This is a genomic window from Timaviella obliquedivisa GSE-PSE-MK23-08B, assembly GCA_019358855.1.
GTDB classification, from domain to species: Bacteria; Cyanobacteriota; Cyanobacteriia; order Elainellales; family Elainellaceae; genus Timaviella; species Timaviella obliquedivisa.
The window spans coordinates 1-16591 of sequence record JAHHII010000017.1 but is presented as its reverse complement, the minus strand read 5'-3'; the positions used below and the strand labels follow the sequence as shown (position 1 = coordinate 16591).

The following is a 16591-nucleotide window of genomic DNA, read 5'->3' as shown; positions in this document are numbered from 1 at the left end:
ACAATATAAACAGAAGAAATTAAATATAAGTAGGGCTACTGAAACTAACTGCTAAAATCCGCAATCGTAATAGCAACGCCAATAATGAAATCGGTTCTGCCTAAATACATAGTCCATAGGTTTTGAGAGTACAGGTCCTTTTTATTTACATAGACTCTTAAGTAAAGTTTACATCTTTACTTTCAATCTAGGATGCTGCTAGAAGGCTGTCAACTCTCTTTAGGTAGCCATACAAGCTAATCATCCCGCGTTAAATGATTGGAAGAAAGGTAGCGCTATCAGGTTATTACTGAGCAAAACAGGGTACTTCTCTCGGCACAGGCTCAATCGTACTTGGGGAGGATGAACCTCTCTAACTAAGCATGTAGATTTTAAGTAAAGCGATAGAAATACTTTAGTCGCTGTAGAGGAAAAGTCGCTGTAGAGGAAAATTATGCCACTTCATAAGATTCGAGATTTTGACCCTGACTATCGGGCTCACTTTGAAAACCAAGATCAAGATATTATTGGTTATGACGTTTACGCCAAATCAGATAAGGTTGGTTCGATCGATGATGTATTAGTGGATGATACAGGCAAAATTCGTTACTTAATTGTTAATACAGGTGTTTGGATTTTAGGTAAGAAAGTCTTACTACCGATCGGTCGTTCTCGAGTTGATTATTCAAATCGTCGCATTGCAGTTGATGGTTTGACTCGTACCCAAGTCGAGGCTCTGCCCTCGTATGATGGCACTATGCCTGTGGATTATGAGCACGAGGAGCAAGTGCGTGGTGTGTATCGTCCCATGGGCACAGGAGAGAATGCAGATAATGCTTCCACCTCTCGAGATTATGACCGTGATACCTACGCCTATGACCGTGATCCAGCACTATACAATTTGGACGATCGCGCCCATCAAAATTTGCGATTGTACGAAGAGCGACTAATCGCCAACAAGACCCGTTCTAAAACGGGTGAAGTTGTAGTGGGTAAACGGGTAGAAACCGAGAATGCTAAAGTTTCTGTTCCTCTTGAAAAAGAACGTGTGGTAGTTGAACGCACGACACCTACTGATCTTGACGCAGCCGTTACACCGGATGGGACAGCTTTCCAGGAAGGGGAAGTAGCACGAGTAGAGGTTTATGAAGAAGCGGCAGACATTCATAAAGAAGCATTTGTGCGGGAAGAAGTTAGCGTTAGAAAAGAAGTTGATCACGAAACAGTCAATGCTGAAGAAACGCTGCGCCGTGAGGAGCTAAACCTAGATACTCAAGGGCGACCTGTGGTGGATGAAGGGGCAGATGTCCGTCATTCCAAAAGTCGTTCTTAAGTGAGTAAGTTGCTCTTAGAGGATGTCTGAGAAGTATCAAAGATTCTTACACTCGCCCCCCAACCCCCCATTTTGGGGGACTTCCGAGCCACTCCTTCCTCAAAGTCCCCCAAGATGGGGGATTTAGGGGGCGGATTGGAAGCAACCTAGACTTCTCAGACAACCTCTTAATCAAGCTAGATGTTGAGAGTATGAAATTGGTAATGCTCAGTTTTTAGAAGAATTTAGGCAGGGCAATTCTTAACTCTGCCTGAGCTATCATTGTGGGAATCCTATCGTGACACCTTCCAACCCCAAAGATTTTGATACTAGAACCTCATCGTCTGATGAGCAGCGATCGCCTAGATCCAGTCAACCTATTCACCCGCAACCTGGCAGCCTAGAGTTCTCCGTCCCTTTGGAAACCTCGGTTCCCTTAGAGTCACCCAGGCAGGTTCATATTTCTGCTCTCAACCAATCTGCTCCGCAGCAGACGAATTTAGCAACTGAACAAGACCTCATCATGACTCCATCAGTCGTAGCTGAGGAAACTGTTCAGATTCTCGAAGAGCGATTGATGGTCAATCGCATTAAGCGCAAAGTGGGTGAAGTCACCATTCGTAAGGAAATTGAAACACGAATTATCGAAGTTCCAGTTCGCCGCGAGAAGTTAATTGTTGAGCAGGTTAGCCCAGAGTATAAGCAGTTGGCAGTGGTTGACTTAGGGCAAGTCCAAGGGCAAGTCCAAGAGCAAGTCCAAGAGCAAAAACTTGGCAGGGAGGCAGCTAGCACTCCCCTTCCTTCAACAGTTGAGGGTAGCTTTACCTCTATAACCGCAGCAATTCAATTTCTTGAAGCGATCGCAGCGCAATCTAATTCAGTGGAAGCTGTGAAGGTTAGCGTTGTGCTGAAAGATGACACTTTAGGAGCAATTTAACAATATTTGCTAGAGCAGTCTTTCGCAGGAGTCTTTCCATAATCTTGTTTGACCGATTTACTAAGTTGTTTTCAGAGGCGCAATAACTATGAACATTTCTCATCGCGTTCGCCAAAGCCTAATGGCTCTCGTTTTAGTCCTGACTCTTGCTTTTACTACTGCATGTAGCGGGGTTGCCACTCGAGAGCCTCAGTCGAACTACCCTAGTAGTCTCGATCGCAGCGTCGAATATGGTCAACTGGCGAGAGGAGACTCTGCCGCTGGTCAAGAGTTTGGTGATTGGATAGTGGAAGCAAGCAAAGGTCTTATTAAAGATGCCTTTGTTCGAGATAACAACAAATTAGGAGCCGTGATTTCGTCAAAGGTTCGTCCTGATGAAGTGAAAGCATTGGCTCAATCATTGGCGCAAGGCTTCCGTAAAAACTTTCCTAACCAAGACCTGACGGTCTTAATGTACGCACCCGACAAAGAACTGATTTTGACAGCCCGCTATGATGCGCAATCCAAGCAAATTGAGTATCAGTCAGCTAGCTAAGAACAGTAGCTTGCTCATGCTTGTTAACAAGCTGTCTGCACTTTCAGCCTGATCAATTCAACATCAATTTTGAAGGACGGTTAATACTATGTCTAGCAGTGACGAATACAAACGCCAAGTTATGAAAGATTTGGCAGGTGGAGATAAGGAAATGCTGCCTGATGAATCAGGCTCGGACTACCAAAACTTCGATGATTTTGCTCAACGGTCTTCTCGTTCTGAAAGACATCAATTGTTCAGCAGATCAATGCGTCCAGAGCAAATTCCAGCTAGCCAGATGGAACCAGAACTCCAAAAGGCGATCGCACAGATCAAACCTAACGAAAGAGATGACGTTGCCCAAGAGTTCATTAATCATTTGAAGAAACGAGGGTTGAGCGATCGTGACTTGCAAAAGCAATTAGGATTATCGAGCCACCATTCCAAACAAATGAATGCTGACGATGTCAGTAAGCTTGCGGGCTTTGCTTACCACAATCACCCCGATATCTTTCACGAAGTGCTGGCTGACCAGCCTGCCTTAGTGAAGTTTCTCAGCAACCCAGTCATTGGTGCTGCATTAGGAGCAGTGGCAGCTAAGTGGCTAGGTGGTCACAAGTAAATTTTTTGGAGCAGTTAGTAGCCATAAGCTACCGATTGCTCCAAAAATTACATCACAACTTTTAACAAGGAGCAAAACAATGACCCATGACACTATGCAAACCAACGAGTACAACGAAATAACGATGGAACCTAGTCTGGCAGAGGTGGATCAAGTTCTCGAACAACCTCTTCTGCCTGCTGCCTCCTCTTCAACTGAGTTGGCGGAGGAATCTTTAACCTCGTTTCAAGTACAAGCAGCAAATTTCTTTGATAATGTTACTCAATCGACAGTGGCGTTCTTTAAGGGAAATCGTCAACTTCTAAGTAATTTGGGCTGGCTTCTTCTCGCTTTTCTGGGTATCAGAGTTTTGTTTGCATCGTTAGATGCTATCGATGATATTCCTTTAATGTCATCTTTGCTGAAGCTCGTCGGTCTAATCACCCTGGTTCAGTTTAGTTGGCGGCATTTAGTACGGGCAAACGATCGCCAAGAACTTACTCAAAAGATCGTTCAGGCTAAAGCAGATCTACTGGGTAATTAAAACTAGATCAGTCAGTGCTAAATAACGATTAATTCTGGTGAGATGCTGATCTTATTCTCACCAGAATTAGTCGTAATGTTCCAGACGTGTGGAAACGAGGGAGAATCAAACAGCCTATTGAGGTTACCTTCCTGAAGTCCAACAGCAGATTACTAAAATGGCAATGAAGGATAGCGGGATTCGGGACGCGGCACGAGTGCTGAAAATCAGCCCAACTAAAGTCATCGAACTATAAAAAAAGATCGTCACTTGAACGCGCTCAATGAAGTCCATTGAGCAAAGATCGAACTGATTCAGACTCTTTGTGCCTCTATGCCAGCAGAAGGATGTAGAAGCAGAAGTTGATGTAAATGTGGCGTAATCTCAAAACGTCCCTCCTTACACGGTACAACCTGCCCCCAAGCGCTGGAACGCCTCTAAGAAAAATGACTGAAGAAGGTGAGTGGTCTTCAAGAATGCCTATTCTCCTAAAGGGTGCCTTTGCAAATTATTCAAGAATCTGCCTAGCATATGAATAACCAAGGTAAGACACCCGATAAAAAACTATGGCTCGATCCCGAATTTTACTCTGGTATCGCAACGATCAGCGGTTTCATGACCACGAACCGCTTCATCAGGCGCTCTTGACGCAACCTCTTTACCTGATTCCACTCTATTGTTTTGACCCCCGTCACTTTGGCAAGACTACCTTTGGTTTCCCGAAAACAGGAGCATTTCGAGCACAATTTTTGCTGGAAAGTATTGCTGATTTACGACAAGGATGGCGATCGCGCAATAGTGATTTACTCATTCGCACAGGGAAACCTGAACAAGTTATTCCTGAGCTTGTGAAAGTGTTAGGCATTACAGAAGTTTATTACTACCAAGAAGCAGCATCTGAAGAAAAAGCGATTGAACGATCGCTAGAAAGAGCATTACAGGCTCTGGGCGTTAAGATCAATACTTTCTGGAGTCATACGCTCTATCATCCTGATGATTTTTCTTTTAAGGTCAAGGAACTGCCAGAGCTATTTACTAGTTTTCGTAAACAAGTTGAAAAAGACAGCAGTGTTCAACCCGCATTGCCTTCTCCTAGCCAAGTCCCTCCACTCCCCGACGTTGAGGTGGGTAAGCTGCCACAACTGGCTGAATTTGACCTAGAAACTCCTGAATTTGACGATCGCGCTGTTCTAAAATTTCAAGGGGGCGAAACTGCTGCGATCGCTAGACTAAAGCAATATTTTTGGCAGCAGGATCACCTAAAAATTTATAAAGATACCCGCAATGGGATGAGAGGGGCTGACTATTCATCAAAGTTTTCGCCCTGGCTCTCGCTCGGATGTCTGTCGCCACGCTACATTTATGAACAGGTACAGACCTATGAAAGAGAACGTGTCTGCAATGATTCTACCTACTGGCTGATCTTTGAATTGCTATGGCGCGATTACTTTCGATTTATTACGGTTAAACACGGCGATCGCCTCTTTCATGCAACAGGATTACAAGGCATTTCAATTCCTTGGAAGCAAGATAGGCAGAAGTTTGAATGTTGGTGCTTGGGCAAAACAGGATTTCCGCTCGTAGATGCTAACATGCGCGAATTAGCCAACACCGGGTTTATGTCTAATCGGGGTCGGCAAAATGTGGCTAGCTTTTTGACGAAGAATTTAGGCGTTGACTGGCGCATGGGTGCAGAGTGGTTTGAGTCGCTTTTGATTGACTACGATGTTTGCAGTAATTGGGGTAACTGGAATTACACTGCTGGAGTTGGCAACGATGCACGTGGATTCAGGTTTTTTAATATCGTTAAGCAGTCAAAAGACTATGATCCACAAGGGGAGTATGTCAAGCACTGGTTGCCTGAGCTAGCTCAAGTGCCTGCCCAAAAAGTTCATGAACCCTGGAAACTTCTGCCTGTTGAACAGGATCGATTTGCCGTTAAGATTGGCACAGACTATCCACATCCCATTGTTGATCTATTTCAATCTGCACAGGAGCAGGAACAGATCTATAATCGAGCGATCGCAAAACTAAAAGGGCGATCGTTTCGCGCTAGATGACTGAGCCAGTTTATCTTGAGCACCAATGAAGACAAGTTCAAAAAAGTTTGAATTTATTCAAAGCCCCTCTCCTGAAGGAGAGGGGTTGGGGAAAAGGTTTGTTTAGCTGCATTCCCAGATTAACCTGGCTTTTCCCCTGAAATATCAAGGAAACTGGATATTTATAGGGCAATTTGGCAACTTTTTAGCCTGCTCTTGCCTGTTACAGGATATGTAGTTGCAAGTCTATGGGACTATGCATCTTGCCAAAGCTGGCGGACAGTACCCGGAAGAAATTCAGCAATTTCTTGAATGCGATCAGGTGATAGCTCATCTTTAGTAGCCGAAAAAACTGCCTTAACAACTTGTTCTGGTTCGACGGTAGCGGGCAAAGATGATTCTTGCTTAATCCGAAACAGAAAAGTCGTATCACGAATATTAAGCGCCGGACGAACGCGGCTTAGAAAATGAACGATGGGATTAGTATCTTGCCAAAGATCTTCCACTTCAGTAGCTAACGGTGTAGCAGTATAGAGGGTTCTGTCCTTATTTTCTTCCATAAGTGGAGAGTGTAGTTCCTCAGCAACATGATCGACTGCTTCATTTGTCATCATGTCGCGCATTGTGCGAAAGACCACTTCAGTAATGTCTCTGGCATCGTAGGGATCTGCAAGTCCGCTCTGAGTCATCACCTTTTCTAAAAATGAATCGTGCTTGCCAGCGTTGATAATGCGAGCATCTTCAACTTCTGTGGGGTCGATTTCTGGAATAGCTGCTTTATAAATTTCATCAGACATATTTTTTCTCCCTGTTTTCTGTGTCAGCCACATCTGTCTTGAGATACCTTTCCTCAAACTCGATAGTCTGAGAAAGGGTTCTAAGCAGTTAAAGGCTGCAAGTAATATTGCATGAGCCAAAAGGCTTAGCACTATCCCGAAGGATGAGATTAAGACAGTCAAAAGTTAGAGACAAACGGTTTACACGCTCTGATTCAAGCACCTACGACCTCTAGGAGCATCGGTACTATTCACACGAGTGGAAAAGAAAACTCTGTACTAATTTAGATAAATTTTTTGGTTTTCTAGCAGTTTACTAATCTCAATTTGCACGTCAGAGGATGTCTGAGAAGTATCAAAGATTCTTACACTCGCCCCCAACCCCCCATTTTGGGGGACTTCCAAGCCACTCCTTCCTCAAAGTCCCCCAAAATGGGGGATTTAGGGGGCGGATTGGATAGCAACCCATAGACTGCTCAGACAACCTCTCAGGTCAGTTACATGAGTCGATCGCTTAACGGTAATAGTAAGGGGTGCATTCATCGATTTTTCTAGTTAATTGATACCTAATGCCTGCTTAAGAGTTGACTAATGGTTTGATTAACCTTGGGACTTCTCTAATTTCTCAAGTGACTTGGGTTTGTGTGCTGCTTCTTGACCTGTCTTTTCACTTTCCACAAGGTATTGCGGGTCTTCTTCAGATGCGGCAACATGATGCTTTTTAATATCCGTTGGCTGCGTCAGCTTCTTCTTAACCTCTCCTACTGTCTCCCCATTCGATGTGTTCCACTTGACGCGATCGCCCTTCTTGAGTTCTTTCGCCATTACTCTTCCTCTGTGTTTAGTAGTGTAAAATTTTTACTCAGGTCTTAAAGTATATTGAGCCATATCTTAGATATAAAACTCATCTACTCTAGGGCGTAGCCAAAGGTAAGAGAGATAAAATCACAAAGCTTGCATTCCTATAATAATTATTTAGATGAGGAAAGTTATCAATTATCTCCATCCTTCTTGACTCTCCTGTTAAGAGGAGAGTTGATAATAAAAATAATCCTATATTAAGAGCAGCTTCACTGCTATTTACCATGACACTTCAATTCATAGTTTCCAATATGGCTTGCTCTGCCTGTGTTGAAACGATTACTCAAGCTGTTACCGCTATAGATCCCGCTGCCAAAGTTGAGGCTGACACTAAAACCAAGCAGGTCAACATTGAGACGCAAAAACCTGAAGCTGAGATTAAGCAGGCGATCGCAGCGGCAGGCTACACCGTCGCCTAGTTCGAGCTTTTGAGTTTCAAGTTTTAGGTTGAGCAAGTTTTAGGTTGAGATTGATCGCCCATTCCCTTCCCTCAAATAAATATGGACATAACATTGAAACTTCGGGGCATGAGTTGTGCTTCTTGTGCCCATAGCGTTGAAGATGCCATTCGTTCTGTTCCAGGCGTGAGTGAATGCAGCGTTAACTTTGGTGTTGAACAAGCCAGCATTACCTATAACCCTCAGCAAACGGACGTGCAATCAATTCAAAATGCTGTTGCTGCCGCTGGCTACTCTGCCCAACCAGTTCAAGAGCAGGATTTGCTGAACGGAGAGAACGATATAGAACGTCAGACGCGACAGGCAGAATCACGAGACTTAACGCGCAAAGTCTGGACGGGCGGCGTGATCAGCGCAATTCTAGTGATCGGCTCTATTCCAGCGATGACAGGGCTTTCTGTTCCCTTGATTCCGATGTGGCTGCATAACTTTTGGCTACAAGCTCTATTGACCGCACCTGTGCAGTTTTGGTGTGGAAAGTCCTTCTATATCAACAGTTGGAAAGCACTCAAGCGCCATGCTTCTACGATGGACACTCTGATTGCTTTGGGCACTAGTGCGGCATATTTCTACTCACTGTTTGTTACGTTCTTTCCCAGAGTTCTGATTGCTCAAGGACTTACGCCTAGTGTTTACTACGAAACTGCGGCAGTTGTGATTACGCTGATTCTGCTGGGGCGTTTGTTTGAAAACCGCGCCAGAGGACAAGCGTCGGAGGCGATTCGTAAACTCATGGGGTTACAAGCGAAGACTGCCCGCATCGTCCGCAATGGGCAAGAGATGGAAGTGGCGATCGCTGAAGTTCAGCTTGGTGACGTGATTTTGGTGCGACCTGGTGAAAAAATTCCAGTTGATGGTGAAGTGCTTGAAGGCACCTCAACTGTTGATGAAGCGATGGTAACAGGCGAGAGTGTAGCGGCTAAAAAGCAGCCTGGAGATGAGGTGATTGGAGCCACGATTAATAAAGCCGGAAGCTTTAAGTTTCGAGCTACGCGAGTCGGGAAAGATACTTTTCTGGCTCAGATTGTTAAATTAGTGCAACAGGCTCAAGGCTCTAAAGCTCCGATCCAAAAGCTAGCAGACCAGGTAACCGGATGGTTCGTCCCAGCGGTCATTGCTGTAGCGATCGCCACGTTCATTATTTGGTATAACGTCATGGGTAACGTGACGCTAGCACTGACTACAACTGTGGGTGTGCTGATCATTGCTTGTCCCTGTGCATTGGGATTAGCAACCCCTACTTCTATTTTGGTTGGCACAGGTAAAGGCGCAGAAAATGGCATTCTCATTAAAGGTGCAGATAGCCTAGAGTTAGCGCACAAACTACAGGTTATTGTGCTTGATAAAACAGGAACACTAACCCAAGGTAAACCGACAGTCACAGACTTTGTGACGGTCAACGGCATTGCTCACAGTAATGAACTCAAACTCTTACAGCTTATGGCATCTGTAGAACGAAATTCAGAGCATCCGTTAGCAGAAGCTGTAGTGCAGTATGCTCAGTCTCAACGAGTGGAGTTGACTGATGTACAGGAATTTGAGGCGATCGCGGGGAGTGGCGTTCAAGGTGATGTATCAGGTCGGTTGGTTCAAATTGGAACTCAGCGTTGGATGAGTGAATTAGGAATTGATACTCAGGCTCTAGCCCTGCAAAGAGACAAGCTGGAGTATTTAGGTAAAACAGTCATTTGGGTTGCTGTAGATGAAAAAATACAAGGCATTATGGGAATTTCTGATGCTCTCAAGCCCACTTCTGCTGATACCGTTCGCACGTTGCAAAAACTTGGACTAGAAGTGATTATGCTTACCGGAGATAATCGTCCAACCGCAGAAGTTATTGCCCGTGAAGTTGGCATTATCCGAGTATTGGCAGAGGTGCGTCCTGATCAAAAAGCCGCGATGATCAGCACGCTTCAGGCTGAAGGAAAAATTGTAGCCATGGTTGGTGATGGTATTAATGATGCGCCTGCTCTGGCTCAAGCCGATGTGGGAATTGCCATCGGAACCGGGACTGATGTGGCGATCGCCGCCAGCGATATCACCCTAATTTCAGGTGACTTACAAGGTGTTGTGACTGCAATCCAGTTATCTCGTGCTACCCTGCGAAACATTCGTCAGAACCTTTTCTTTGCCTTCGTTTACAACGTGGCAGGTATCCCGATCGCGGCTGGGATTTTGTTCCCCTTCTTTGGCTGGCTACTCAGCCCCATCATCGCAGGAGCAGCGATGGCGTTTAGCTCGGTTTCGGTGGTTACAAATGCTCTGCGGCTACGCAACTTTCGACCTAGACCCATTTATTAAACCAATTGAACGAATATTAGGAGCAAAGTCAATGCTAAAAAAAACTACATTTTTTGGAACCCTTGCAGGATTGGGATTTTTGCTAGGTGCAATCTCTAGGGCAGTGGCAGCGGAAATGCCTGCTGCACACAATATGCCACCTCAGTCTTCATCCACTCAGTTTCAACGCATTGACCAACCTTTAGCCAACAAGGTTGCTGTAACGCTAGGGGGATTAGGGTTGATAGGTCTAGAACTCTGGTGGTTCCTTCTCAGCAAGCCTAAATCTCAGCAAGTAGAAGCTCGTGAGGGAGTTCAGGAAGTAACAGTCACTGTAGATGGGGGTTATGAGCCAAGCCGAATAGTCGTGCAAGTAGGACAACCCGTTCGGCTCAATTTCTTGCGGCGTGACCCCAGCAGTTGTTTAGAGGAGGTGCAGTTGCCTGACTTCCATATTGCCCAAAACCTAGCACTTAACCAAGTTACAGCTATTGAATTTACTCCTACAAAACCAGGGAATTATGAATTTGTCTGTGGCATGAATATGTTTCACGGAGTAGTAGAGGTAACGTCATCCAGTCCTTCATCCAATCTAGAAAACTCTTCAGCCCCAGTTGCAACCTCAATTAAAAAGCTAATTAAACAAGAGTATTCAGTATAAGTTTGTCAACTTAAATGATTAATTTTGTCTACCGAATCAAGCTCTGCTATCTTAGCTAGACATCAATTTTTTCTAGATATTTAGATCTTTTCATCCTAGTTTCATAATTGTCTGTCACAATTTTCGTGATGAGTTTTATCCACACCATGTTATTGAGCAAGTGATTAGGTCAAAGATCAGTATACTACTTGACCCTGACTCTATCAGTGAACGAAAAGTTTAGAATAGAGATGAGCTAAAATTATCAATTACAGAACAATAGGATGAATCCAAAAGTTATGAAACGAAGAACTCCTTTACTAGCGATCGCTTTCATGGGAAGTATAATTCTTGCTGCTTGTTCAAGTTCCCCAACTGGCTCCTCCGCCAACAATCAACCTGCTTCATCTGCACCCGACGTGGCACAAAGTCCAATGGGCAAGATGGAGGGAATGAATCATGGGTCTTCTATGAACATGAGCTTGGGGCCCAAAGATGAAAACTTTGACCTGCGATTTGTTGACGGAATGACTCCTCACCATGAAGGCGCGGTCACAATGGCTCAGGAAGCCTTGCAGAAGTCACAGCGACCAGAAATTAAGCAATTGGCTCAAACGATCATTGACGCTCAGCAAAAAGAGATTGCTCAGATGAAAGAATGGCGGACAGCTTGGTATCCTGATGCCAGCGCCACACCCATGATGTATAGCTCAGAGATGGGGCACATGATGCCGATGTCTGAAGAAATGAAGTCTAGCATGATGATGAATACTGACTTAGGAGCCGCAGACGATCAGTTTGATCTGCGCTTCCTCAATGCGATGATTCCTCATCATGAAGGGGCATTGACAATGGCGAAAGAGGCATTGCAGAAGAGCGATCGCCCCGAAGTTAAGGAGCTTGCTCAAGACATTATCGCTAGTCAGCAGCAAGAAATTTCTCAGATGCAGCAGTGGAAAAAAGCATGGTACGGGCAGTAGTTTAGCTAGCACTAAGACATGGGTGAACGATTCCTATGTTGTGGAAGTAGTCTGAGAATATAACTTATTAATCTAGACCTTTTAATCTAGACATTGTACGCGATCGAGCCGAGTTTAATGTGGATAAATTGCCCGATCGCGCTTAGTTGCCTGTCTTTTAGTTGACTGTATTGTGTTATTTTAAGAGCCTGGTGATGAAGTCTGAGCGATCGCTTCTTCCACCAAGCCAGCGGATAGCCTACAATATTTCCAAATCACAAGTTGCTAAATCGCAACAGTCAACCCCCTTGAGGAGATCGTAAATGGCGGAGGTTAGCACTCGCCTCTACTGGCTGTTCCAGTCTCTCATTGACTTCACCCCTTACTTACTGGCAGGTCTGCTTGCTGGTGCATTTGTCCTGGCAATCTGTGTTTTCCTGGCTCGCTTCCTTTTGTGGCGCTGGTTGCTGCCTTTTGAAGAATCCTGCTTGTTGACTCTTAAAGCACAGGCGAACCCAGCCCTAGATCGATACATGACAGCAGTGACCTGGCTGGCTCAAGGTGAGATTACCATCCCTTTGCTTTTCGCAGTTGGAGGAATTTTGGTTTACCGCAATGAGTCTATTGCAGCACTGGTCTTAGCGATCGGGCTGAGTGGCTCATGGCTGCTTAACGGCATCTTCAAGTCTTTTTTTCGACGCAAACGCCCCGATTTGTGGGCTTCCCCTGAGCGTCCGATGGATTATAGCTATCCTAGCGGTCATGCCATGAGCGCGATTTCCTTTTATGGGCTATTAGCCGCCGCCATTAGCCACTGTCTGAGCATCCCGTTAGGCATTACTACAACTTTGGCAGCGATCTTAACCTTGGGAGTGGGTTTTAGTCGGATATATCTGGGTATGCATTGGCCAACAGATGTCTTAAGTGGATGGGTTGCAGGGGGCATCTGGTTAGGAGTATGTCTGCAAGGGTTAGTTCAGATTGGCGGGATATGAGTTGAAATTGAGGAGCGACCCCTTGCGGGTATCTCGAAGAGCACGCAAAAATCTATCAGAATTAAGAAAAAACTTTTCTCCTGAAACCTTTATAGGCTTGCCTCACCCTAGAAACGCTGCTTCTGTTGATAGACTCGCCCATTGTTCAGGCTTGGGCACGCAAATCCAAAGCGCTTGAGGAATCACCTCAATGGTAACTGGGGTAGTGCCCAGGCATTCTCCATCGGCATGGACTTTTAGGAGTGGATAGCTTCTAACCTCAATTTTAGAAGCGCGATGAGTTTTGAGCCGCGCATGGGGCAGCTGTTTGCCTTGCATGGCTGTAAAGAAGTGGCGTAGATGCTCCCATTTAGAAGGATTATTGATATAAATAACGTCTAGCTTGCCATCGTTCATTTTTGCTTCAGGCGCTAGGGAAAATTCCATTCCATAGCGAGGACTATTGCAAACATTGACTTGTAGGGTGCGTAGCCGACGAATTCGTCTGCCGTCGAGGCGTAAGACCAAACGATGAGTTCTAAACTGCAAAAAAGTTTTGACACCTGAAACCATACTTCTGAGCGCAGCCCAATAATTTTTCTTAATTCCTTCTTTCACCTCATCTCCACACGGAAAGAGGGAAGCTTCTAGACCCACGCCTACTACTTCCATAAAGTAATGGTTGTTCGCCTTGCCCATATCAAACCGATCGCGATCGCCCTCTGCCACAATCTGGATAGCTTGCGTTAAATCGTTTGGAATGTTCAAGCTAGCCGCAATGTTATTGCGCGTTCCTAAAGGAATAATGCCTAATACCGTTTGAGTATGCACTAACCCACGGGCAACAGCTTCAATAGTGCCATCGCCTCCTGCCACAATCACCAGCTTAGCTCCTGCTCGGGCAGCCGCTGCCGCAAGACCTTCCCCGTCTTCGTCAGGGGTAGTCGTGCAGATTTCAGCTTGAATGCCTTGGGTCTCCAAGATTTCTGTGAGGTCAGTGACCATCTGAGGATTCTCAGCAGGTCCAGAGGTAGGATTAATGATGAGGAGCGTGTTCATCTCTAGCTTTTTCCTAGCAGTTTGTACTTGGGACGCTGGGAGCGCAGTTAGCCCAACCTTTGCCCATCTGCTTAACAGAAGGACTACTGTCCCTAATATCCAATCTATGAGCTACTAGAATATCACTATTGCACCACAACCAGCCGAGACAGATTTGCTTAAAAAGTTGCGATTAAATAACGCCCCGAACCGTCCCCTAAATCCCCCATTTTGGGGCAGGACTTCTGAACCTGTCAAAGTCCCCCAGAATGGGGGATTTAGGGGGCTGATAAGTCAATGTATCCCATTGGGGTTTTATTTTCACGCAACTCCCTTAGCTCTTTACAGAGATGGCTGATATGTTTATGAGAAGAAGTAATCAGTAGTGTCCTAGAATCCTTTTTGAACGAATCCTTTTTGAACAAAGTCTGGTGGCATAGAAGGTGCCTAGCTAATTAATCACCTTACTTAATTAGCTAGAGTGTATACCAGTGAGTGTACTAGTTTGAGCGGGAGCGATCGCAGTTTCAGTGTTAAAGCATCACAGTTTATGGTATATGAATGAGAGGGTTTTCGGACTTGCGCTAGAAAGCTAACCCTGTACTTTTTAATAAGTTTAATGAGTGATTTCCTTGAAAGCTTTCATGGAGGCTTCTGCGTTTGTCAGTTCTCTAAAAAGATTGCAGAATTGATCTTGATAGATGGTTTAAATGAAGTAGATGTGCTGTAGATACCGTTTTTACTACAATTCCTTAATCCATTCTTTTTGTCTAGTTTCTAAGGTTCGTTCTAGGTTGTAGTTGAAAGATCAGGATTGCTAAAGCGAGAGTCGCCAAAGTTTTTCTCCGATCGCTTGTCAAAGACACTCTTTTGGTTCGGGCTGATTCATCTAAGAGGAGGCTTAAGACAATGCAACTTGTTTTAGAGCAGTGGTAGGCAGTATGACAACTTGTAAAAAAGGTTACCGAAGAGTATAAAGAATATTTCTCTGCTAAGCGGATTGACATGGGTACACTTTAGGATAGTTCCTTATTAGGTTCCCACTGCTGCGGTTATGGAAAAACAACCCTCCCTGCCTGAGCCTATTTCTCCAGAAGATTGGAAACATACGCCAGAGAGCGTCAAGCGTTTAGTAGAGTCACTGCTGGCAAGTACGGCAGTAGCAGAGAGCAAAAGCTATCTAACCCAGGTTTTAGAGGCTACGCCTACTGGAATTGCTGTTTACGACTCAACAGGGCAACTGGCTTACATCGAAGCCGAACGCAAGCGCCATGAACTGAAACAGCAGATCATCAAAAATACGCTGCTGAATAGTGAACACCGTTATCGTCAATTGATCCAATCGCAAACTGACCTGATCTTGCGATCGCTGCCAGATTCTACCATTAGCTTTGCCAACGATGCTCTATGTCTTGCCTTAGGTCGCTCCTTAAACGATGTCATTGGATTGCAATGGAGTAGCTTTATTCCGCCAGAGGATTTTGATGCGATTAACCGCAAGATTGCGGCACTCACCCCAGAAAATCCCATCTTTGAGAACACCAATCCAGACAAACGCGCTAATGATCAAATTGGCTGGACACAATGGATTAATTTAGGAATTTTTGATGACCAAGGGAAACTCATTGAGATTCAATCGGTGGGACGAGATATCACTGCATTGCAAGAGAAAATTCAACAGGAACAAGCGCTAAACCGAGTTTTCCAGGCTGTTCGCAACTCCCTTGACCTAGACACCATTTTTGCCACTGCCACAGCGGAAGCCGCTCAACTTTTGAAAACTCTAGACTGCTTTGTGGTGCAATACCTACCAGAGCAAGGGGTCTGGCGACATATCGCAGAATTTCGCCATAATTTAGAGACTTCAACAGCGATCGGACTAGAAATTTCCGATGCAGGAAATCCTTTTGCAACCCAACTCAAACAATTTCAGATTGTGCAGGTAGAAGATACAACGTATCTAAATGATGAGATTAATCAGGAAATTGCCCGAATTATGCCTGGAGCCTGGTTGCTTATTCCTCTCGTTGTTGAAGGTCGCTTATGGGGCAGTTTCACCCTCATCACCACCCAGCAACCTTTTACCTGGAACAACGACCCGATCGCTCTGGCTCAATCTATTGCAGGTCAATTGGAAATTGCTATTTATCAAGCAAATCTGTATCAGCAGGTACAACTAGAACTAGAAGAGCGCCGCCGGGTCGAGGTTGCGCTGCGAACCAGCGAGTCGCGGTTTAGGAATATGGCTGACAATGTACCGGGTGTAATTTTTGGGTACTGCCTTCGCGCCGATGGCTCTGATCAATATACCTACATTAATTCAGGCTTTCATGACCTATATGGCTTTGAGCCAGATGAGGCATTGCAAGATCCTAGTGTTGTCTGTGGTAGGACTCATCCTGATGACATAGAACTCTTCCAAAACTCTATTACAGAATCCTACCAGACCTTACAAACGTGGCACTGCCAATATCGCATTATTACCCCTGCTGGAGAACTGAAGTGGCTGCAAGGAATTGCGCGCCCAACCCGACAACCCAATGGTGATGTCGTTTGGGATGGGCTAGTTATTGATAAGCTGACTATCATCTAGAATACATAAAGCCGGGTAAAATAGGGACTAGAAGATAATCGAATTAAACCGATGCCAGTTCCTAAATTTCTCAGTCCGCTCCAACAAGAAAACCTCCAAAATGCCCT

16 protein-coding genes are annotated in these 16591 nt (G+C 45.0%); 13 read left to right on the top strand and 3 right to left on the bottom strand.

Annotated elements, in window-relative coordinates:
• The first annotated feature begins 433 nt into the window (after positions 1 to 433).
• From KME11_20640 to KME11_20610, 7 genes are all read left to right on the top strand, one after another.
• Positions 434 to 1312: a DUF2382 domain-containing protein gene (locus tag KME11_20640; protein ID MBW4517619.1), complete on the top strand. Its 879-nt coding sequence runs from the start codon at positions 434 to 436 to the stop codon at positions 1310 to 1312.
• 277 nt (positions 1313 to 1589) lie between these two features.
• Complete coding sequence (locus tag KME11_20635) at positions 1590 to 2228, top strand: YsnF/AvaK domain-containing protein (protein MBW4517618.1); 639 nt, start codon at positions 1590 to 1592, stop codon at positions 2226 to 2228.
• A gap of 88 nt (positions 2229 to 2316) precedes the next feature.
• Positions 2317 to 2763 carry a hypothetical protein gene (locus KME11_20630; protein MBW4517617.1) on the top strand — a complete coding sequence of 149 codons (447 nt, stop codon included), beginning with the start codon at positions 2317 to 2319 and terminating at the stop codon, positions 2761 to 2763.
• Between the two features lie 88 nt (positions 2764 to 2851).
• Positions 2852 to 3364 (top strand): hypothetical protein, encoded by a 513-nt coding sequence (locus KME11_20625; protein ID MBW4517616.1) that lies wholly within the window; start codon positions 2852 to 2854, stop codon positions 3362 to 3364.
• A 79-nt stretch (positions 3365 to 3443) separates the two neighbouring features.
• Complete coding sequence (locus tag KME11_20620; protein ID MBW4517615.1) at positions 3444 to 3887, top strand: CAAD domain-containing protein; 444 nt, start codon at positions 3444 to 3446, stop codon at positions 3885 to 3887.
• A 148-nt stretch (positions 3888 to 4035) separates the two neighbouring features.
• Positions 4036 to 4122: a hypothetical protein gene (locus KME11_20615; protein ID MBW4517614.1), complete on the top strand. Its 87-nt coding sequence runs from the start codon at positions 4036 to 4038 to the stop codon at positions 4120 to 4122.
• 310 nt (positions 4123 to 4432) lie between these two features.
• Entirely contained in the window at positions 4433 to 5926 is a 1494-nt protein-coding gene (locus KME11_20610) for a DASH family cryptochrome (protein ID MBW4517613.1), read from the top strand.
• Positions 5927 to 6159: 233 nt separating this feature from the next.
• Here the strand turns inward: KME11_20610 and KME11_20605 are convergent, their stop codons facing one another.
• Together KME11_20605 and KME11_20600 are read right to left on the bottom strand one after the other, a co-directional pair.
• A complete protein-coding gene (locus tag KME11_20605) occupies positions 6160 to 6735 on the bottom strand; it encodes a DUF2267 domain-containing protein (protein ID MBW4517612.1) in 576 nt (191 codons plus the stop codon).
• A 546-nt stretch (positions 6736 to 7281) separates the two neighbouring features.
• The gene (locus KME11_20600; GenBank protein MBW4517611.1) at positions 7282 to 7506 is read right to left on the bottom strand and encodes a DUF2945 domain-containing protein; all 225 of its coding nucleotides are present in this window, start codon (positions 7504 to 7506) and stop codon (positions 7282 to 7284) included.
• Positions 7507 to 7766: 260 nt separating this feature from the next.
• Between KME11_20600 and KME11_20595 the strand changes: the two genes are divergently transcribed.
• From KME11_20595 to KME11_20575, 5 genes are all read left to right on the top strand, one after another.
• Positions 7767 to 7961, top strand: a complete 195-nt coding sequence (locus KME11_20595; GenBank protein ID MBW4517610.1) for a heavy-metal-associated domain-containing protein — start codon at positions 7767 to 7769, stop codon at positions 7959 to 7961.
• A gap of 81 nt (positions 7962 to 8042) precedes the next feature.
• Positions 8043 to 10301, top strand: a complete 2259-nt coding sequence (locus tag KME11_20590; GenBank protein MBW4517609.1) for a heavy metal translocating P-type ATPase — start codon at positions 8043 to 8045, stop codon at positions 10299 to 10301.
• A 31-nt stretch (positions 10302 to 10332) separates the two neighbouring features.
• Positions 10333 to 10941: a cupredoxin domain-containing protein gene (locus KME11_20585; GenBank protein MBW4517608.1), complete on the top strand. Its 609-nt coding sequence runs from the start codon at positions 10333 to 10335 to the stop codon at positions 10939 to 10941.
• A 278-nt stretch (positions 10942 to 11219) separates the two neighbouring features.
• Entirely contained in the window at positions 11220 to 11900 is a 681-nt protein-coding gene (locus KME11_20580; GenBank protein ID MBW4517607.1) for a DUF305 domain-containing protein, read from the top strand.
• A gap of 302 nt (positions 11901 to 12202) precedes the next feature.
• A complete protein-coding gene (locus KME11_20575) occupies positions 12203 to 12874 on the top strand; it encodes a phosphatase PAP2 family protein (protein ID MBW4517606.1) in 672 nt (223 codons plus the stop codon).
• Between the two features lie 102 nt (positions 12875 to 12976).
• Here KME11_20575 and KME11_20570 read toward each other — a convergent pair whose 3' ends face one another.
• Positions 12977 to 13912, bottom strand: coding sequence for a YegS/Rv2252/BmrU family lipid kinase (locus KME11_20570; GenBank protein ID MBW4517605.1), 936 nt, complete (start codon positions 13910 to 13912; stop codon positions 12977 to 12979).
• 1033 nt (positions 13913 to 14945) lie between these two features.
• Between KME11_20570 and KME11_20565 the strand changes: the two genes are divergently transcribed.
• A complete protein-coding gene (locus KME11_20565) occupies positions 14946 to 16484 on the top strand; it encodes a PAS domain-containing protein (GenBank protein MBW4517604.1) in 1539 nt (512 codons plus the stop codon).
• Positions 16485 to 16591: the final 107 nt, after the last annotated feature.